Origin of the sequence: Rhodococcus sp. KBW08, assembly GCF_003852455.1 — a bacterium.
Taxonomy (GTDB): Bacteria; Actinomycetota; Actinomycetes; order Mycobacteriales; family Mycobacteriaceae; genus Rhodococcus_F; species Rhodococcus_F baikonurensis.
This window is the reverse complement of the sequence record NZ_QAJJ01000007.1, coordinates 1-18912: the sequence shown is the minus strand read 5'-3', so window position 1 is coordinate 18912 and position 18912 is coordinate 1. Positions and strand designations below refer to the sequence as shown.

16 protein-coding genes and 2 pseudogenes are annotated in these 18912 nt (G+C 61.3%); 8 read left to right on the top strand and 10 right to left on the bottom strand.

Annotated features, from left to right (window positions below; translation table 11 throughout):
• Positions 1-34 precede the first annotated feature (34 nt).
• The 7 genes from DBV08_RS08670 to DBV08_RS08635 form a co-directional block, all read right to left on the bottom strand.
• Positions 35-1504 carry a cellulase family glycosylhydrolase gene (locus DBV08_RS08670; protein WP_124567162.1) on the bottom strand — a complete coding sequence of 490 codons (1470 nt, stop codon included), beginning with the start codon at positions 1502-1504 and terminating at the stop codon, positions 35-37.
• Positions 1505-1585: 81 nt separating this feature from the next.
• On the bottom strand, positions 1586-3709 hold the full coding sequence (locus DBV08_RS08665; RefSeq protein WP_124567161.1) for a phosphocholine-specific phospholipase C: 2124 nt from the start codon (positions 3707-3709) through the stop codon (positions 1586-1588).
• Positions 3710-3813: 104 nt separating this feature from the next.
• A complete protein-coding gene (locus DBV08_RS08660) occupies positions 3814-5559 on the bottom strand; it encodes an Ig-like domain-containing protein (RefSeq protein ID WP_260395400.1) in 1746 nt (581 codons plus the stop codon).
• A 29-nt stretch (positions 5560-5588) separates the two neighbouring features.
• The gene (locus DBV08_RS08655) at positions 5589-6731 is read right to left on the bottom strand and encodes an Ig-like domain-containing protein (protein WP_124567159.1); all 1143 of its coding nucleotides are present in this window, start codon (positions 6729-6731) and stop codon (positions 5589-5591) included.
• Positions 6732-6970: 239 nt separating this feature from the next.
• The gene (locus DBV08_RS32260) at positions 6971-7150 is read right to left on the bottom strand and encodes a hypothetical protein (protein WP_124567158.1); all 180 of its coding nucleotides are present in this window, start codon (positions 7148-7150) and stop codon (positions 6971-6973) included.
• Between the two features lie 505 nt (positions 7151-7655).
• On the bottom strand, positions 7656-8153 hold the full coding sequence (locus DBV08_RS08645; RefSeq protein WP_124567157.1) for a universal stress protein: 498 nt from the start codon (positions 8151-8153) through the stop codon (positions 7656-7658).
• Between the two features lie 1205 nt (positions 8154-9358).
• Positions 9359-9766 carry a hypothetical protein gene (locus tag DBV08_RS08635; protein WP_124567155.1) on the bottom strand — a complete coding sequence of 136 codons (408 nt, stop codon included), beginning with the start codon at positions 9764-9766 and terminating at the stop codon, positions 9359-9361.
• A 199-nt stretch (positions 9767-9965) separates the two neighbouring features.
• On the opposite strand from DBV08_RS08635, the pseudogene DBV08_RS33245 reads away from it, so the two are divergent.
• Positions 9966-10238 (top strand): annotated as a pseudogene (locus tag DBV08_RS33245) (response regulator transcription factor); the annotation flags it as partial.
• 50 nt (positions 10239-10288) lie between these two features.
• On the opposite strand, the gene DBV08_RS32810 reads toward DBV08_RS33245, so the two are convergent.
• Positions 10289-10798 (bottom strand): O-acetyl-ADP-ribose deacetylase, encoded by a 510-nt coding sequence (locus DBV08_RS32810; protein WP_042922970.1) that lies wholly within the window; start codon positions 10796-10798, stop codon positions 10289-10291.
• Positions 10799-11368: 570 nt separating this feature from the next.
• Positions 11369-12211: pseudogene (locus tag DBV08_RS32805) on the bottom strand (ADP-ribosylglycohydrolase family protein); the annotation flags it as partial.
• A gap of 79 nt (positions 12212-12290) precedes the next feature.
• On the opposite strand from DBV08_RS32805, the gene DBV08_RS08620 reads away from it, so the two are divergent.
• From DBV08_RS08620 to DBV08_RS08610, 3 genes are all read left to right on the top strand, one after another.
• Positions 12291-12971, top strand: coding sequence for an NrtR DNA-binding winged helix domain-containing protein (locus DBV08_RS08620; protein WP_124567153.1), 681 nt, complete (start codon positions 12291-12293; stop codon positions 12969-12971).
• Between the two features lie 61 nt (positions 12972-13032).
• Entirely contained in the window at positions 13033-14157 is a 1125-nt protein-coding gene (locus DBV08_RS08615) for a dihydrodipicolinate reductase (RefSeq protein ID WP_124567152.1), read from the top strand.
• Positions 14154-14633 (top strand): carboxymuconolactone decarboxylase family protein, encoded by a 480-nt coding sequence (locus tag DBV08_RS08610; protein ID WP_019745891.1) that lies wholly within the window; start codon positions 14154-14156, stop codon positions 14631-14633. The genes DBV08_RS08615 and DBV08_RS08610 overlap by 4 nt, the downstream gene beginning before the upstream one ends.
• Positions 14634-14684: 51 nt before the next feature.
• Here DBV08_RS08610 and DBV08_RS08605 read toward each other — a convergent pair whose 3' ends face one another.
• Positions 14685-15389 carry a GntR family transcriptional regulator gene (locus DBV08_RS08605; RefSeq protein WP_124567151.1) on the bottom strand — a complete coding sequence of 235 codons (705 nt, stop codon included), beginning with the start codon at positions 15387-15389 and terminating at the stop codon, positions 14685-14687.
• 498 nt (positions 15390-15887) lie between these two features.
• Between DBV08_RS08605 and DBV08_RS08600 the strand changes: the two genes are divergently transcribed.
• From DBV08_RS08600 to DBV08_RS08585, 4 genes are all read left to right on the top strand, one after another.
• A complete protein-coding gene (locus tag DBV08_RS08600) occupies positions 15888-16166 on the top strand; it encodes a ferredoxin (RefSeq protein WP_260395396.1) in 279 nt (92 codons plus the stop codon).
• Positions 16159-17343: an NAD(P)/FAD-dependent oxidoreductase gene (locus DBV08_RS08595; RefSeq protein WP_185564550.1), complete on the top strand. Its 1185-nt coding sequence runs from the start codon at positions 16159-16161 to the stop codon at positions 17341-17343. Before DBV08_RS08600 ends, DBV08_RS08595 begins: the two co-directional genes overlap by 8 nt.
• Before the next feature lie 56 nt (positions 17344-17399).
• Positions 17400-18236, top strand: a complete 837-nt coding sequence (locus DBV08_RS08590) for a CoA ester lyase (protein WP_185564547.1) — start codon at positions 17400-17402, stop codon at positions 18234-18236.
• Between the two features lie 145 nt (positions 18237-18381).
• The gene (locus tag DBV08_RS08585) at positions 18382-18615 is read left to right on the top strand and encodes a hypothetical protein (protein WP_124567148.1); all 234 of its coding nucleotides are present in this window, start codon (positions 18382-18384) and stop codon (positions 18613-18615) included.
• Positions 18616-18912: the final 297 nt, after the last annotated feature.

The window sequence follows — 18912 nt, the reverse complement described above, 5'->3', positions numbered from 1 at the left end:
CGGGACGGATATCCAGGAACTTCGACTCTCGAGATCAGGCAGCCGGAGTGACCGTGACTGTGACGGGACCCGTGTCGTCCGCGGTTTCCACTGTGAGGAGGCGGCTTTGGGGATCCCAGTTCACTATGTCGGCACCCGCGACGTCGACGCCGCCGGGAAAGCCGCTCTCAGGTAGATAGATCTCGGTCGGTGCCGTCACCGCGGGGTCCGGGGCGAAGGTCAGCTGGAGACGGTCAACGGTCGAGGACCATTCGGTGGGTGTGCCCGCGACGGCGCGGGGATACGGCTTGTTCAGGGTGTCGACGAGGATCGTCTGTGTTCCGTCGGGGAGATACGGACCCCAGGGCCCGGGATCGCTCGACCAGTAGGACACGCCCGCGCCGAGTTCTCGGGCGGTCGTGTAGACGCGGTCGATGTAGTCGCCTGCGCCGGGCAGTGTTGTGTCGAGCCCGAATTCGCCGAGAATGATCGGAGCGCCGCCGAGTACGTTTCCGGCTATGTGTTCGACGCTGTCGCGCCAGGTGTCGATGGTCGCGTCGGTGAGAGTGCGTGAGAGGCCCGAGTATCCGTCACCGAGGTCGAGGGGCAGCGGATACAGGTGCGGGCAGTAGGCGATGCGCTGCTCGCCGGCACGTGGATCGTTGATCTTGGTGAGCCCGCTGGGGACACCTTGGTTGACGCCGACCGCCTGCGGAGCCACACATACCCAGCTGTCCTGATCAACTTCCCTGATGGCGTTGGTGGTTCGCTGATACAGGGCGGCGAGTGGTCCACCTTCGAATGCGGGGCCCTGCAGGGAACCGCCCCACGGCTCGTTCATCAGGTCGTAGGCCACGACGGTGTCATTGCCTGCGAAACGTTCGGCCACCGCCCGCCAGGCATTCGCGTAGTGCTCGACCAGTTCGGGGTGTTGGCCCGTGGTGTTCCAGAAGTTGTCGAATGCACGCATCACACCGGGTTGGATGTAGTACAGCTCCCACCGGTCTTGAGGGCTGACCGGAAGGCCGTCCATGTAGGTCGCCCAGGCCGGTGCGCCGTTGCCGATGTTGCCGGCGCCGTTTCCACTGTTGCCCTCGGGAGTGATCGCGCCGGAGTAGACGTCCTGATGCATGTCGAGCATGACCTTGTAGCCGCGGTCGGCGTACCAGCTGACCCGGTCTTCGACGCGGTCGAGATATTCCTGGTCGTACTGTCCCGGTTCGGGTTCCACCGATCGCCAGGAGATCAGGAACCGCACGAAATTTGTTCCCATGTCCGCGTGTTCGCGCTCGAGGTCGGCTTCGGTGAACTTCGGCATGCCGTCCGGAGCGCTTTTTGCGCTCGACGCCGTGTTGAACCCTCGCAGGATCAGAGAGCGGCCGGCGTCGTCGGTCAGATATGACGGCGGCACGTCCGTGCCACCGGCACTGCCGGGCATGGGCAGGCTACCTTCGGCGGCGGCTATGCCGCTGCCCAGTACCAGCGAGCCTGCGATGATCAGTGCCGAGAGCGGGATGCGACGCACGGATAGCCTCCTACAAAAGTGTGGATGGATTGACTTGTCCCACTGGAAATTCGGGTCTGGACTCGATCGCTGGCTGTTGATTCACGTCGGTTGGCTGACACTGGTCCGCCCGTTTTCGATGTGCCCGACGAGTACGCGCTTGAATTCAGGATCTTCGTCGACTGTCACGGTGGCCTGATACCAACCGTCCACCGACATCACCGTCCACCGACCGCGTGCCCCGGCAGCGAGTTTCCGTCGTTCCCCGTCCACATTGACCGACAGTGCACGACTTCCGGAATTTGTCGTGGACAGCATGAGAGTGCGCGACCCTGCGTCGACGGTGGTGGAGACGTCGAGCGCGGCCGCCGCGCTGTCGGTCGCTCCGCCGAACTCTCGTCTGAACCCGTTGGGACCCAACAGGGTCAGGTTGTAGACGCGTTCGTTGAGCGCAACGATGTCGTCGATCTCGCCCTCGACGTCGTAATGTCGCGGCTCGTCGAACTCTCGCGCATACGGGTACAAGGCCAGGTGTGCGGATGCGGCACCGGTATTGGCCAGATGGAGCGTCAACGAGCCGGCGCCAGGGTTTACGCTCATGTGAGCGTCGGGCTGATAGGGAAGTGCCCGCGCTGGTCGAGTACCGCTCTCCTGCAGGGGCATTCTCTGTTCGGTGGGTGGGGTTGGCGTCCAGCGCGGTTCCAGTGGTGGGGTGGGTTGCGGACGGGACACGGTCGGTCGGCTACGCGGGTTGGCGAAGTCGAACGCCGACGTCAGGTCACCACTCACCGTGCGTCGCCACGGGTCGATTTCCGGTTGCGTGATTCCGAACCGCTTCTCCAGAAATTGTGTGACGGACGTGTGGTCGAAAACCTGGGAACAAACGAAACCGCCGACAGTCCACGGCGAGATGATCGTCATCGGCACCCGCGGGCCGAGACCGAGCGGCTGATTGCCGACCCATTCGGTTTCGATCGAGTGCGGCGGTCGGGGCGGCGGTACATGGTCGAAGTAACCGTCGTTCTCGTCGAAGTTGACGATCACGGCCGTCTTGGCCCACAGATCCGGATCGGAGGCGACGGCGTCGAGAACTTGGTAGAGCAGTGTTGCGCTCGCCGCGGGTGACGATCCCGACGGATGCTCCGAATCCACCTCGGACGGAACGAGATAGCTGACTTGCGGCAGTCGACCCGACTCGACGTCTTTCCTGAACTCGGCGGCCAATGTGCCGGGCCGGGATCGGTACAGCGCGCGATCGTAGAGTTGGCGATCAGCAGCCGACAGTTGATCTGCGGCATCCTCGAGGGCCAGTACCGCTGCATCCTGAACCGGCGCCGGCATCGAGGGCAGGGCGAGATAGAACCCGGCCAGGGTCTGCAGTTCGAAAGGGAGCAGGCTCGGTCGGCCAAGCAGCCCTGCCGCCACTTTCTTGAAGGCAGTGAAGTATTCGAGATTGTTGTCTCCGAAGTTGTCCCACTCCTGGTAGGTCTTCCAGGAAATGCCGGCGGACTGCAACCGCTCGGGGACCGTCTTCCATCCGTAGCCGGCGTGCCAGGGGTTGTAGGCCGCGTTGGTGACAGCTCTTCCCTCGGGGCCGGGTGGATCCGAGGGCAGGATCGACTCGGTTGGATTGGGCGAAAGTGGCTCGTATCCGGTGTATCCCGAGACCCAGTAGTTCCGGTTCGGGCTCGTCGAGGTCGGCACGGAGCAGTGGTAGGCATCGCAGATCGTGAACGCGTCCGCCAGTTCGTAATGGAATGGGATGTCTTGCCGGTCGTAGTATGCCATCGTCGTGCCGGTCTTTGCTGCTACCCAGCCGTCGTGCCAGCCGTCGGCGAGTGCGGCATGTCCGCCCGCCCAGCTGTGATCCAGCCCGGTGACGTTCTGGGTGTCCATGCGTTGTGCCGCAGCGGAGTCGCGGATGGGGAAGGGGAGCACAGGACCGGTAGGCCCGGGTTGTTCGAAGACGCTGTGGCCGCTGCGTAGTCGCAACGCATTCGGATCCCCGAACCCGCGAACACCCCTCAGTGCGCCGTAGTAGTGGTCGAAAGATCGGTTCTCCTGCATGACAAGGACAACATGCTCGATCGAATCGAGCCCACCGGAGTTTGCGGGCGTTGCCAGTGCGCGCTGAAGGGACGGGGGCAGAAGGGAAGTGGCGGCGACTGCAGTCGCACCGACCCCGGCGGCGAGAAAGGACCGTCGAGAAAGAGAATTCCTGAACACCTGTGCTCCATCGATAAATCAATCAGTGCTATGACTACAGCCGTGACATGCTGTTGCCGCTGCTCCGAATCGGTGCAGCGGCAACAGTGTCGAGCGAAATACGATCAGGAACCGAAGAGACCGCTCAGTGAACCGAGGCTGCCCGAGCCGCCGTTCCCGCCATCGTCAGGCGCAGCAGAGACCTTGACGACGGATTCGTCGGACGCGGACTGTGTGAATCCACTTCGCCCCGCGAAAGACGCCGTGATCCGATGATCACCAGTCGATGCGAAAGCGTGGGTCAGGCGCGCCACACCATCGACTCCGACGACAACGGGCTGTCCGATGGGTTGGTCACCGTCGAAGAACTGAACCGAGCCTCCGCCCGGATTGGGAGCGACCGTCGCGGTCAGCTCTGTTGCGACATTCTGCTTGGCCGTCGCGGGTGCTGCCAGTGAGGTCGAGGTGGTGACATCGGAGGGCGCGGGATCGGACACGGTGACCGTTTGGGCCGATGCCATCGACGGCATGAAACCTGTTGCGCCGGAGTAGTAGGCCGACACTGCGTGAGATCCTGCCGAGGTGAAGGCATGTTCGAGAGTGGCCTTGCCGTCAGCGCCCACCGGGATCGGAGCACCGATATCAGCAGCGCCGTCCTTGAACTGGAGAGTGCCGCCGGTGGGTGTCGGCGTGACCTGCGCCCTCAGCGACACCGATACGCCCGTCTTTGCATCGGTAGGAACGTTCACGGCAGTGTCGGTTTGTTTGACGACAGGTGCGGCAGTCACCGTGACCATCGTCTCTGTCGAGTTGGAACTCTGGAATCCGTTGACTCCCTGGAACGTTGCGGAGACCCGCGCGGTTCCGGCGGTGAAGAAGGTATGCGGTAGCCGGGCAGTGCCGTCGGCACCGGGCGTGACAGGTGTACCGACGTCAGCGCCGTCCACCCTGAACTGCACGTTTCCGTTGACCGGAGCCGGATCCACCTTTGCGACAAGCTCTGTCGGTGTGCTGGCTTGGATCGAGTCGGGCATCTGGATTGTGGTGGTTGTCGGTTGGCTGACGTAGATGGTGGTCAGGGCCTGCCCACCGGCGTTGAGGCCGGAGTTCCGGTTGTCCCGCGGGGAGCAGTTGTAGCGCTCCCAGTAGTTGACTGTGAAGACATCCTTCTCGCGCTGGACGAATGTGAGCGCATTTCGGTCGTCGTCGTAGTTGGCGGAGCCGGGATCGGAAACTCGCAGCGAAGGCTTGATCTCGCTACCAGCCGCACCGGCTTTGACTGTGACGTCGACTGCGGGGAGTCGGAACTTGGTGTTGGCACCGACGATGATGCCGTCACTCGATCGAACCGCGGAGGACGGACCGTTTCCGGTGGTCCGATTCGATCCGGAGATACGCAGGTGCGTACCGGATGCCGATGGATTACCGCCGTCGTCGATCTGTGTGACTGTTGGAGTGGCACTGTCGGATCCGAGGCCGTACGCACTGTCCGCCACAAGCTGGGAACTCACGAATTCGACGCCCGACGGGATGTCGAAGTCGTACTTGATCCGGGCCCAATGCACGACTCCACGGCTGGCATGGCCGCCGCCGTTTGCCTTCATCTCGTTCGGCTGCACCCGGTAGGTGATGGTCTCACCTGGTGCCGCGGTGGTCGGCGCGGTGATGGTGACCCCCGAGCCGAGCGTCTCGTTGAACGTGATCGGGCTTGCCGCACCGTCCATCTCGCGCACATGGCATGCAGTTGTGAAGGCCACGCTCTTGGTCTCGGGGGCAGCAGAGGCGATTCCGCCGCCGACGATGGAGAACAAGCCGCCTGCCAGTACCGAGACTGTTGCAATCGCAGAGCCGCGTAGCAGTTTCGAGTTCATCGACGAATCCTGGTTTCCGTTCACAGTTTTCACGACCCGAATCCCGGGGTACCAAGGCTGCCGAGGCTACCGGTGCCAGGCTCGGGCTCGGACGGTTCGACGACGTTGATCGTCACGGCACCCGACATCGATTCCATGAAGCCTGCAGATCCCGTGTAGTACGCCGTGATGTTGTGGTCGCCTGCTGTTGTCATCGTGCGGTTGGCCTTCGCGACGCCGTTGACGACGGCCACCGGAGCGCCGAGATCGACCCCTCCGTCACGGAACTGCACCGTTCCTCCCGACGGCCAAGGAGTGACCGTTGCCGTCAACTCGACGGAGTCGCCGACGACAGCCTTACCGGGTGCGTCGATTCGCGTCTGTGTCTGGGCGAGGCTGGAGTCGACATTGATCACGGCGAGTGGCTGGCCGCCAGCGTTCAATCCGGCCGAACGGTTGTCGCGTGGTGAGCAATTGGTGGTCAGCCAGTACTTGACGCCGCCGAGCAGGGTCTCTTGTTGCAGGAAGGTCAGGTAGTTGGCGGCACTGTCGTAGGAACCCGAGTTGGTATCGGAAACGCGGAGCATGGGCTTGATCTGGGTGCCGACGGCCCCGGACGTGACGGTGACGTCGACTGCCGGGAGCTGGAACGTCTTTCCTCCACCGACTTCGATTCCGCCGCCGCCGTTGTCGTCGGTATTCGGTCCGTTGCCCGCGGTGATGTTGTTGCCCGAGATACGAAGATGCGTCCCATTCGGATCGGGTGAACCGGCATCGTTCACACGAGTGACCGAGGGAGCGACCCCACCCAGATTCGAGCTGGTCCCGGCCACGATCTGCGCTCCCACGAAGGTGGTGCCCGCAGGAATGTCGAAATCGAACTTGAGACGCGTCCAGTTCACGACCGACCTGAGGTCGTAGCCGTCTTTGGGGACCGTCATCGGCTTGGGGGCAAGGCGGTAGGTGAAGGTGGAGTTCGGCGGAACCACGGTCGGGGCACTGATCGTGACGCCGGAATCGCGTGTCTCGTTGTGTGTGATCGGGCCGGGGAACTGCCACCCGTGACACGACGCCGTGAACGGAAGGTTCACATCAGCGGCGGATGACACTCCCGCTCCGCCGACGACCAGGGCAACGCATCCGGTCAAGGACGCAGCCACCCCCACTCCTCGGCGCATCAACGTCGACACCATTCACATTCTCCTTGAGTAGCGCTCGAAAAAAATCGAGCTCTCGGCTTGAAGCCGGGTCCGGGAACCGGCCTCGAGCTGACAGAGAAGCGAATACATCTTTGTCGTTTGCTCATCACCAGCTCAAACCCTGGAGAGGAGTAGAACACAGAGCGCGCCGCGAAATATGCGAATCGGACAAATTGTTGGACAAACGTCCAACCGGTGAAATTTCTCCACTCGCCAGGCCCGTTTCCAGCGCTTCAATGTGGTGTGTTCAACGTGGTGTGGTGTCCGCGCGGCGGAAAGTCGTACGCCGGTTCCCGGTAGATCTCGTCGGCTTCGACATGGAAATCGGGATCACGCTCGAGCCTCAGGTTTGCAGCATGAATCGGTTCGTCGTACATACGACGGAAGAGTTCGGCGCGGAACTCCTTGAGCAATTGGAGTTCAGGTTTGTGACGCGGAACTGGTGTAGTGCTTCGATATCGATCACACCAGGCACAGGCGAATGTGTCCAGACACGGGGTAGTGAACGATCCTGAGCAACGAGCAGCTGTCGATCAGAGGTGCGAACACCGGCTGCTGGCAATGACCACGCCGACCTGGTCGGTGTGAATTCCGCAATGGTCATGCAGAATTGCCACGCTGCGCAGTCGGATTTCTTCTCCGCTCTACCGAGGGGCTGAATCGACTCTCGAAGCCACAGAAAGGCGCTCAGGGCTTGATTCTCCGAGTGGACCAGGCGCGGAGTGGGTCGTTGATCTTCGCGACCGCCTCAGGCTGTATTGGAGTCGCCTAGGTGCCTCCTCGGGGCCGTCGGCAGATTGTGGCAAAGACCTGCGTGAAGTATCGATGTAGTAATTGTCTTCGTTGACAACGCACTGACGGCCGATCCCGATTGCGAGATCGGCCAGTCAGCTTGTTCTGCATGCTGTTCGGGCGTGATTATTCTGCGTCTGCTGTTCTCCCATTGTTTCGGCGTGCCAAAGCTACTGCATCCGAGGGTATTACGAGAGTGGGACGAGTGGCATGGTGAAGGACGTTCGCAGACGTGCTTCCTAGTAGCGTCGCCTTGAAGCCCCGCAAGCCGCGGGATCCGAGGATGATCACATCGACGTCTAGTTCCTCGGCGGCCTCCACGATAGCTTCAGACGCTGTGGCCATCGTGGACGAGATCAGGGGCTCCGCGACAAGGCCGAAGCTGCGTGCCAGCTCCGCGCCATCGGTGGCAATTTTCTCCGAGACGTCTAATGCCGCGGCGTCGAGGCCTTGCAGTTTCTCCAGAGCCGGATGGCCTTCAAGGTGCGCAGCAAAGCCTTCGAGCGGTTGGCGGGCGTAGAGCAACACTGCAATAGCGCCGGGGAAAAGTCCTGCAGCGGTTTGCATCGCGCCACGCGCGTTCGGTGACCCGTCGTAGGCGATGAGGAGTTTTGGAGTGGACATCGGTGTTTCCTTTCTAGTCATTGACGTTCGGGCTGAACAACATTCGGCCGGCTGTCTGGCCGAAGGGGTGAATTGACGGGAGAGAAAGAACAGCCCGCACTTCCCGTCCGGTCGCCTCACCGAGATCGTTTCGCCGGCCGCGGGAATCGATGCCGGTGGCTTGGCAATCACCTGGGTCGTGCGCTTCAGATTTCGTCGGGCTCGGCTCTATCTCGGAAAGAATCCGACCAGGGGCTCCGCGCAAACCTCCGACCGCTACCGAAGATGGCGCTGGACGTGTGTCAGTTTTTCGGATGGGTAGACATATGACTCCCTTCTCGGGAAATTGGAGATACCCCCTGGGGGTATAGACTAGGCGGTGAGGGGGTACTGGTGTCAAGCACGACTACTTGAGGTCGATTGGGCCGGAGTGTCAGTTCGGTGGGAGGTGCTGTGTCGGTATCGGCGGGTGCGAGGTGATGAATTTGTCTGGAGGCTGGGCGGAGCGGGGTCATAGTCAGCAGTGGCGTTCCGACACCTTGGAGTTCGCGTATTCAACCTCCAAACCCTTTGCCTCACTCGACACTTTGGCAGCAGTCGCGCAGGGCCCTCGAACTCGATGAACCACTGAGTCGTTACTGGACAGAGTGCGGAACCAAGGGAGAGCCTGCACTGCGTTGCGGGACGTCCTCACCCATCGTGCGGGTCTGCCGGGATTCAGCGCTTGCTGAGCATGTCGGCACCTATGGTCACTTGATCGATGGTGTTCTACGAGCAGTCACCGGACGTACGCTGGGCGAGATCTAGGCCGAAGATAATCGACCGGCCCTCGGCATGGATGGATGGTTCGGGGTCCTGGCGGAAGAGTTACCGCGCGTGGCGGAGTTGGAAACCGCGCTCCCCGGGGGGGGTGCGAAACAGTTTGTGCGTGAGGTATGCCCATCTTATGAGCGAGTGCTCGAGTATCCTCACGGGTTGGTCGAGTTGGGCCGAGAAGACATCGTCCTTGCGGGCCGCTTCGATCGCATTCCGAGTTCGAACTGAATCGACGAATACGTGCTCGGACTCTCGCACACGCGCTTAGACAAGGACATCGTAGCGATGGCAGGTAGAGCGTCCGAAGCTCTCATACTCGCGCTGTCCAACCGTGCGCAGGAGTCCTCATGTTCAACGACGTGACATTGTCCTGTCGGCGCAGAGGGCGCGGTCTGGCGAACACGTAGGTGTCACGGGACGAAGAAGGTTCCGAACCCCGGTGTTCCGATCGCCTGGGGATCGACGTATGCGACAACCTGACCCGAGCCCGGACGAATGGTGACGGGTTGAGCATCCAGTGTCGGAAATGACTCGGATCCGTACGCTCCGGTGCCGAGACTGAGCCAGTGGACGACCGCGGAGTGCGGGTTTCCGTCCCCGGGCGCGCGGCGCACGTGCAGCACGGCGACGCCCGACTCTTCGCCGACCATCGCTCCTAGGTGGGGCGTGGGCAAGTCGACGAGCGGGATGTAAGGATCGATCTGGAACGGAACCGTGCTCGGCGCCGCTGCCACGGTCCCCGGCATCATCACGCCGGAGATCGTAAGGGCCGCAAAGGCAGTGACACCGATCCGGGAAATAGCGTTGAGTGCAGTCATACGATTCGACGCTAGTCGCTTGACCGGCCATCCGGTGTCGTTTCGCATTTCAGAAGTCCTTGATCTGTTGGAGTCAGCCCGCACCATCGCCCAGATTGCAACTCGTCTCGGGTGGCGCTGGATTCGCACTTGGTCACCGCTTTGATTGGCGCAGCTGCGACACCGTGTCGATGACAGTTGCTGGTACAAGTTCGCGGCGGTGACTTCTCGAGGGAAGGAATCAATCTCTGGAGAAGCTTCACGGATTCGTCGAACAGTCCTACTGCATGCTGGATCGTATGCCCAGTGCGCCGGATTCTTCTGCAGTGACCGAACATTGGAACTATCTGCTCGGGAGCGCGACGTCGTCGAACTGCTGGTACAGGGTGTGAGCAATATCGACAACTCCTGTGCGCTGTTCATCGGCGTCTCGACCGTGAAAAGCCACGTGCAGCACTTGTATCGAAAGTCGAGCGTGCATTCACGTACCGAGTTGGTCCACGTCAGGTCCACGGCTGAGTGTCGTGACTGCGCCGCTGGTGTTCAAGCGATCGCGCGGCGCATCAGGTCTGCCGTCTCCTTGTTGAATGCGACCAGTGTGACCGTCTCGACTTCGGTCTTCGCCGCGCGAATCGCTGAAACGGCTTGTCGGACCGCATCTTCCTTCGGCCAGCCGTAGACCCCTGCCGAGATCAACGGAAAGGCGACGGTTCGTGCGCCGATCGAGTCTGCAACGGCGAGACTGCGCGTGTACGCCGACCGAAGCAATCCGGATCGGTCCTCGGATCGTGAATACCTCGGGCCGACGGTGTGAATCACGGCCTTGGCGTGGAGCTTTCCCGCGGTGGTGGCTACGGCTGCACCCACCGGCAGGCCGTCGGGGAGGCTGGTGTTGCGCAATACCTCGCAAGCTTTCAGGATCTCCGGTCCGCCGGCGCGGTGGATCGCGCCGTCGACACCGCCGCCGCCGAGGAGCCTGGAGTTGGCCGCGTTGACGATGGCGTCGACGGTCAGCGTCGTGATGTCGCCTTCGACGACGGTAATAGCGGGCATGGATCCTCCTGTGTTTCCAACGGCCGTGTTTCCGAGGGCCGTGTTCCAGAGTTCACGCTTGGGGCGAGCCCACGGCATAGCCGAGCGTACGTCGTAGGGGTCACGTCCGATCAACATCGAGTATCGCGCCGCAACCGACGGTGTGCGACTGTGTGCCTGAACGCAATGAAGGAGTACGCGCTTGCCTTCAGCCCGCAACGCCTGGACGGTGCGCGCTGCGTCGTCGAGGACGAACTCGAGGTTGGCGTTGGAATCGGGACCATCGTCGACCAACCAGAACTCGACGTGATCGGAGCAGACCTGCCGTGTTCCCATGCGGCACAGGCTGACCACAGCGTCGTAGTCCGCAGTGGACACCGCATCGACGCCGCCGAGCAGGACGCCGTCGTCGTGCGGGTGCGTGGTCAGGTGGTGGGTTCCGCGGAACCGCGAGTAATCGAGTTCTGCCGTCGACGGCCAACCGTTCTTGTCGTCGGTGCCGCCGCGAGCAGTCTTGATCGCCAGGCGAACCAGATCGGAGGAACGGTATCCCGGCCAGCCGTGCATGATCCGGCGCCACCGGGCGGGAACCGCCGACGCTCCCCAACGGGCGCCGAGGAGGCCACCCGCGATGGCCGCAGTCGTGTCGGTGTCCCCGCCGGCTCGCACGGCTGCTTCCAGCGCGTACTGGAGGTGGCGAGCATCGGCATTGTCCGTGGAAGTGATGGCCCACCAAGCGGTTTGAAGTGCATGCACCACCCAACCGTTCTTGGAGAAGTCCTGAGGTTTCCCGGTTTCGGCCTGATCGAGCAGCGGGCCCCAGTATTCGGCGACCTCCTGATCGGCAACGGAGAGGAAGTCGCGAGCCCCCTCGAAGTTGCCGGCGACAACGGCATGGCGGATGGCGTGGGTCCACAACTCGCATGCCTGTCCGGCGCGCGGGTCGTCATGCGTGAGTGAACTGATCCGGTGCGCGGCCGACCTGGCTCGCTCTGCATCGTCCAAGTAGGCGAGGGCGACGGGAGCGGTGCGCATGAGCGAGCCGTTGCCGGCCTTGCGGCCGCTGATCGCCCGCGCACGATCCGCCATGGCGGCTGCGCTTTCGGAGCGGGCAGACAATACCGCTCGCGTCTGGTTGCCGATGTCTGCAGGCTTCGAGTCGTACCACCGGATGAACTGTGCTGCAATGGTATCGAGGCCGTCAGAGCTTCCGATGTCGATTCCTGTCGCGGCCACCTCGGCGATTGAAACTGCCATCGAGGTGTCGTCGGTCCATTCTCCCGGCGCCCAGTTGAACGGGCCGCCGCCGATCATGTCGATAGTGACCTCGGTGTTCGGATAGGTGAATTCGTAGCCAGCGCCGAGTGCGTCGCCTGCTGCGGTGCCGAGCAGAACGCCGGCCGCTCGATCGGACTGCTGTGCGGTGAGTTTCATAGCCACCTTTTCAAGTTCGCGGAGATCGTTTGATCAACTTTGCGCTAACCATAGATCATGTTTGAGATAACATGCAAGGGTGAATAAATGGACAGACACGAGCGGCAGGGCATTATCGGACTACCCACGTCCGTCCGTGGCAGTGGACGTCGCGGTGTTGACGTACAGCGGTGGATCCCTGAAGGTTCTGGTTGTTCGGCGCCGTCTGGGCTCGCTGGCGCTACCGGGAACTTTTCTCCACGAACGCGAGTTGCTCACGGCCGCAGCTGATCGCGCATTGTCGGTCAAGGCAGAGTTGGCTCGGACGGACTTTCGCCAGTTGGCGATCTTCGACCGACCTGACCGCGACGATCGCGGTTGGGTTCTGTCGGTCGCGCATACCGTGGGCCTACCGGAATCGGCTCTGCCCGATTCGGCGCTTCTCGTCGATGTGTACGACGACGAGGCAGTGAGCGGACTCGCGTTCGATCACGCCGACATGGTGCGACTCGCGGTCACGGACCTCCGCACGAGGTACGCGTCGTACGTGGATCCGGACGGATTGGCGGGAGGATCGTTCACCGTCGCCGAACTTCGGGGACTGTACGAGGTGGTCTTCGATCGTCCGTTTCAGAAGGACAGCTTCCGCCGGCAGGTGTTCGACGCGCTCGAAAGTACCGGCGAGATGAGTAGGCCGGGTAACGGCCGGCCCGCCGAGACTTACCGGAGACGCGGTGACGGCGCACTGACTGCGCAGGCCATGGCATTCTTGGCCGGATGAAGTGAAACGAATTCTTGCAATTCTGCTGACCTGACGCGCTGAGCTGGGTAATGTCCGGTTGATGGGTGCAGTTTCGAATGAAGCCGAGTCCAAGATTCCGACCGTCGTGTGGGGTACGGGCAATGTCGGGCGTGCATCGATTCGCGCTGTGACAGCCAATCCCGCCCTCGAACTCGTCGGCGTCATCGTTGCCAACCCGGCGAAGGTCGGACGAGACGCCGGTGACCTCGCCGATCTGGGAGTGCACCTGGGCGTCGCGGCTACCGATGATGCCGATGCCGTGCTCGCAGGGTCCCCGGGCGCGGTGGTCTACGCGGCTTCCGGTGACATTCGGCCCGATGACGCGGTTGCAGACATCACGCGGGCGCTGACCGCCGGAGCCGTGGTGGTCACGCCGTCCGTATACGCGCTGTACGACCCGAAATCTGCACCCTCCGAGCTTCGTGATCCCGTCGAAGCTGCAGCCAAGGCAGGCGGCGGCGCTCTGTTCGTCTCCGGCATCGACCCAGGCTGGGGCAACGACATCCTGCCGATTCTCGTCAGCGGGCTCGCGGGGACAATCGACCAGATCAGGTGTCAGGAGATCTTCGACTACACGACCTACGAACAGCCGGATTCGGTCCGCTACCTCATCGGGATGGGTCAGCCGATGGACTACGAACCTCCCATGGTCGCGCCGAGTGTGCCCACCATGGTCTGGGGCGGCCAGATTCGGCTCATCGCCCGGGCGCTCGGGGTGGAACTCGACGAGATCCGCGAGACCTTGCTGCGCCGCCCGCTCGAGGAAACCGTGTCGACCGACCATATGGGGGAGTTTGCGGCCGGCACCCAGGGCGCACTGCGATTCGAGGTTCAGGGAATCGTCGGCGGGGAACCCTTGATCGTGATCGAACACGTCACGCGTATTCATCCGTCCTGTGCCCGCGATTGGCCGCTTCCGCCCGACGGCGGCGATGGCGCGCACAAGGTGATCGTCGAGGGACGACCACGAATCGAGATCAACGTCGAGGCCACCGATGAAGGTGGAAACCGCGCAGCCGGCGGAAATGCCACGGCTGTAGGACGTCTCGTCAATGCAATTCCGTGGCTTCGTCAGGCCGAACCCGGTCTTTACGACGCGCTGGACGTTCCGCTCACACCCGGCGTCGGCAAGCTCGGTGCCCGAAACTCGGAGGTACTCACATGAACATCGACATACCCGAAGGCAAGAATCCGATCGGCTACGTGTGGGGCGAGATGGTCCCAGGCATCGGGCCCGCGGCCGCCGGCTTCTCCCAAAAGGTCTACACGGACGGCACTCTCGGACTCCGCGAGTTCGAGGCGGCCAGGCTTCGGATCGCTCAGATCAACGGATGCATCTTCTGTCAGGACTGGCGCACCGAGCGTGACGGCGAGACAGTGGAGTCGACGTTCGATCAGGCTGTCACGGACTGGCGCACCACCGATGCCTTCGACGACAGGACACGCCTCGCTGCCGAATACGCCGAGAGATACGCTCTCGACCACCACGGACTCGACGACGAGTTCTGGGAACGTATGACAGCTCACTACTCCCAGCGGGAAATCGTCGAGTTGAGCATGTGCCTCGGATCGTGGTTGGCCTTCGGTCGGCTCAACCACGTCCTCGGCCTCGATACTCAATGTGTGTTGCCCGGCAACTGAATTCGACCTCTCAGGACCCGTTCCGAGCACTGATGCGGGTCCATCTACGATTCAGTATTTGATCGGATGGACTAACGCTTCGATCTCCGCGCGTACTTCATCTGTGTTTCTGGACGTCGGCAACGTGAGCAGAGTAGCGCTTGCTGCATGGCCGATATGGTTTCGTATGAGCTCTGCGGCCTTCAGATCTCCATCCTCGATAGCATTAACAATTTCATCGTGCTCATCGAGGGATGTTTCGTTACGGCCGGCCAAGCTCATTGCCTGAAATGGCACACCATTCCACAGTCGCTCGATGAACTGCATAAGCAGAGGTTGATTGGAAATCTGGCAGAGAGCCATATGGAATTCGTAATTCAGCTCCGCCAGAACTCCGGAATGTCCCGAGGGTAATGCGGCCCGAGCACGAGCTTGGATGGCGCGCAGATTTGCTAATTGTTCTTTAGTGGCCACCGGCACTGCAAGCTGGACGGCGAGCGGCTCCAGCAGAAGACGCAAGCGATACACCTCAAGTCCACTTTCCAATGTGTACTGAGCAATCGTGGTGAATTTGTTCGACTCTTGCTCGACAAGGCCCTGGGTCGCCATCATTCGCAGTGCTTCGCGGACCGGTGTCAACGACATGCCGAGCTGTTCCGACAAGTCGACGAGTGTGACTCGTTGTCCTGGTTGGAGGACGCCGGTCCGGACGGCGTCACGAAGTCTGGTGTAAGCGACTTCGCCTTTGGTTTGGGTTAACGCAGGTTGCAGTGACACAGGGGCTAGGGTAGCAACCGGGTTTCAACTTGACAATATATAAAGCTTGCTCGGCTGTATGGCGGTTGAACCTGGCGACACGTACATCCGGCGTAAATGGCACTGTGGCGCGTACTCGCGCGAGTCGCACGGCAGTGCCCGTTGACATTTTATAATGTGTCAATTAGTGTTTCAGTATTCAATCCAGACCAGGTAGGAAGGCAGACAGTGTTACCAGACCGGTTCTGGCGCGTCGCGGGGTCGACCTGATTTGCCTGTCGGGTTCAAGCCGTAGCTTGCATGTGACTGTTTTGTACCCGATATGAGCCGCCCGAACTGACGGTGATGTTTCCGAACTTTTTCAGAGATCGGTCTGGTTCGAGTTGTGCGCATCATCAACAATTCTGACGAACCGCCTTGGTTGATATCTAACGTGCAAGCAAGAATCGCGAAATCTGGATTAGGCACTGACGAGATTTTAGTAGTCGGCCTGGGCGGTCAGCTTGGGATGGATACCGTGTGAGAGGAATCGAAATGGCGCCGGAGTCGATTCAGAAAGAGCAGATACTGCTCGATCGAGATGTGTGTATTGGAGCCGGCATGTGCGAAGCCGTCTCACCGTCAGCGTTCCGAGTAGATGACGACGGCTTGGTTGAAATCACCCCTGAACTCGCGCAAGCGGATGCAGGTTTGCTCGAACCCGAGTTTGCTGAAGCAGTGACAAAGGCCATCGCCGTTTGTCCGGCCCGGGCAATCTTGCTCGATGTGCCAGCCAGATCCGGGAGGAATGATGCCTAATCGCGGCATCGTGGTCGTCGGCGGATCACTCGCGGGTGCGCGCGCAGTCGAATCGGTTCGCAGGGCTGGATTCGCTGGAAAAGTCACTCTGATCGAAGCTGGCGAACACGAGCCGTACGATCGGCCTCCGCTGTCCAAGGAGTACCTGGCGTCTGAGATTGGAACTCGGCCGCCGAAGTTGTTGGACGCTGATGCGATTTCTGAGCTCGACCTGGACCTGCGTTGCGGTGAGCGCGCGGTGGAACTGGACTCGACAGCCAAGATCTTAAGGACATCGAACTCGGAGTATCCGTACGAGCGTCTCCTTGTCGCCACGGGCGCATCCGCGAGGCAACTCGAGGTTCCAGGCTCCGACCTCCGCGGAATTCATTACCTACGTAGCCTCGACGACGCCATCTCACTTCGTGCCTCGATTGGCGCAGCACGCCGCGCAGTTGTGGTCGGCGCCGGGTTCATCGGAATGGAAGTAGCATCGAGCCTGCTCAGTCTCGGGCTCGCCATTACGGTGCTAGAGCGCGAATCGACTGTATTCCCTTCTCTTGGAACAGATCTTGGCGACGCAGCTGCTCGTCGACTGACGCAAGCCGGCGGAATCCTTGAAGTCGGCGTCGTCGTTGACGGATTTGCCGGGGTACGGGATCTCGCGGGCGTGCTCCTAAGTGATGGGCGCGTATTGAAGGCCGATATCGCAGTGGTGGGGGTCGGCGCGACGCCGAACATTGCCTGGCTGGCAGAGAGCGGGGTAGCGACTGAGAATGGCGTGGTTTGTTCGGCAACTTTGGAATCAAACGTGCCCGGCGTCTACGCGGCCGGTGATGTTGCGAATTGGCCTTCCCGAAGGTTCGGCGAGCGCATACGCGTTGAGCATTGGACCAATGCGGTCATGCAGGGAGTGACTGCGGGCCACAATCTGGCGGGAAAAGCCACTCAGATGGAGTTCGACGACGTCCCGTATTTCTGGAGCGACTTTCTCGGTACTCGAATCCAGGTCGCAGGTCGGTTGAACAAGTGGGACGAGTGCCGTCAGGTCGCCAGTGACGAGACCGGACATGTCAATGTCTTCGCGTTCGACGGTCGCATCGTCGCAGTAGCGGCACTCGATGCGCGGCGTCACTTCTCCCGGAGTCGGCGGTTGATCGGCGAGAAGGTCGCAAGCCTTACGGAACTTCCGCGTTAGTTGCCGAACCCGTCCATCCAATCCGACTACGAACTTCAGACGAAAGGAATCCGACAGTGACAAAACACCAGGCGGAGATCGCCGTGACACGCCACGGGATTGCCGATTCGGCATCGTGGCTGTTCGTTCCCGGACACCGCCCAGAGCAATTCGCCAAGGGAATTGCGGCCGCGCCCCAGATGTTAGTGCTCGACCTCGAGGACGGAGTGCCAGTTTCAGAGAAGGCGCAAGCCCGCCAAGCGATTACGGAATGGCTGACACACGGCGGCGTCGGCTGCGTGCGTGTAAACGCAGCCAGTTCGCCGGAGTTCTCACGTGATCTTGAAGTCCTCCGCCGCCTTTCGGGATTGCGCTGCGTGATCCTGTCCAAGAGCGAAGACGTCGCAGCGATCGACGAGGCTGCGGAGGAGATCGACCGACCTGTCATTCCGTTGATCGAAACCGCTTTGGGCGTTGCGAACGTGCGGTCGTTGGCTGCGGCAGCGGGTGCCGCACGCCTGGCGCTCGGTGCCGTCGACCTCACCTTGGACCTAGGCATTGCAAATGACGATGAAAACTTGGCTCATGCTCGGTACGAACTTGTACTCGCATCCCGTGTCGCTGGGTTAGCGGCACCCCTCGACAGCGTTCCGATGAATTTCGGCGATCCTGACGCGATCTACACGATGTCTCATCTGTCACGACAAAGGGGCTTTGGTGGTCGGATGTGCATTCATCCGAGTCAAGTCAGCCCCATCAATCGCGCATATCTACCCGACGAAGCGGAGTTGAAGTGGGCGCGTGGAGTTATCGAGAACGCCTCGGAAGACGGGCCAAGTCAGATGGAGGGTTCGATGATTGATCTGCCGGTTTTCGAGCGCGCGCGTCGCATTCTCGCTGCTCGCGGGGTATAGGTACTGACCCGATCTGGGGTGCCCCCGGTACATCCACACCGATGCCCCATTCCAAGCGTGCTCGACTGCTGCAAAAACGACGCAACCAGCAGCACCGTAGCCGCCATGGAAAGACATCGCCCGCTCACTAGACAATGGGGTACTCATGCCTTGGCTGGACATCATGGGATGGTTCGGGTCCGCGCTGCTCATCTATTCGATCATGCAAGCTGGAGTACTGCGATTCCGCGTGCTCAACATCGCTGCCTGCGTCGTTCTGGCCATTTTCAATGGTGCTCTCGAAATTTGGCCCATGGTGGCAATGAACGTCGCTCTGTGTCTGATCAACTTGTGGCGCATTCGTGAGCTGCTGACAGATCAACCTGCCGCGCAAGCATGATATTCCACAACAACTGAGTGTTGTTCGTCGCCAATCATCGTATCTATTGACAACCGTGGGTTGCGATCTGCTTTTTGCAGCGCTGGAGGCATTGGCTATTTTGTCGGCGCACAGCGTGGTCCGAATCTTGCTGATGTTCAGGGCGGTTCGACGGTAGTGCCTTCGACCATGCATGTGCCGATACATCCACGGTTGGTCCACAGCTGTCGCTGCTTGACTCGAGATCGCAGTTGGCGGTGTCCATCGTTCAGTGCAGTGGGTTGGGTCGCGTCCTAGGTCTTGGGGACGCGGATGATG

What these genes read in the sequence shown, in the direction of transcription:
- DBV08_RS08660 (WP_260395400.1), bottom strand. Translation starts at nt 5,559, where the DNA reads ATGAACTCGAAACTGCTACGCGGCTCTGCGATTGCAACAGTCTCGGTA.
- DBV08_RS08655 (WP_124567159.1), bottom strand. Translation starts at nt 6,731, where the DNA reads ATGGTGTCGACGTTGATGCGCCGAGGAGTGGGGGTGGCTGCGTCCTTG.
- DBV08_RS08645 (WP_124567157.1), bottom strand. Translation starts at nt 8,153, where the DNA reads ATGTCCACTCCAAAACTCCTCATCGCCTACGACGGGTCACCGAACGCG.
- DBV08_RS08635 (WP_124567155.1), bottom strand. Translation starts at nt 9,766, where the DNA reads ATGACTGCACTCAACGCTATTTCCCGGATCGGTGTCACTGCCTTTGCG.
- DBV08_RS32810 (WP_042922970.1), bottom strand. Translation starts at nt 10,798, where the DNA reads ATGCCCGCTATTACCGTCGTCGAAGGCGACATCACGACGCTGACCGTC.
- DBV08_RS08615 (WP_124567152.1), top strand. Translation starts at nt 13,033, where the DNA reads ATGGGTGCAGTTTCGAATGAAGCCGAGTCCAAGATTCCGACCGTCGTG.
- DBV08_RS08610 (WP_019745891.1), top strand. Translation starts at nt 14,154, where the DNA reads ATGAACATCGACATACCCGAAGGCAAGAATCCGATCGGCTACGTGTGG.
- DBV08_RS08595 (WP_185564550.1), top strand. Translation starts at nt 16,159, where the DNA reads ATGCCTAATCGCGGCATCGTGGTCGTCGGCGGATCACTCGCGGGTGCG.
- DBV08_RS08585 (WP_124567148.1), top strand. Translation starts at nt 18,382, where the DNA reads ATGCCTTGGCTGGACATCATGGGATGGTTCGGGTCCGCGCTGCTCATC.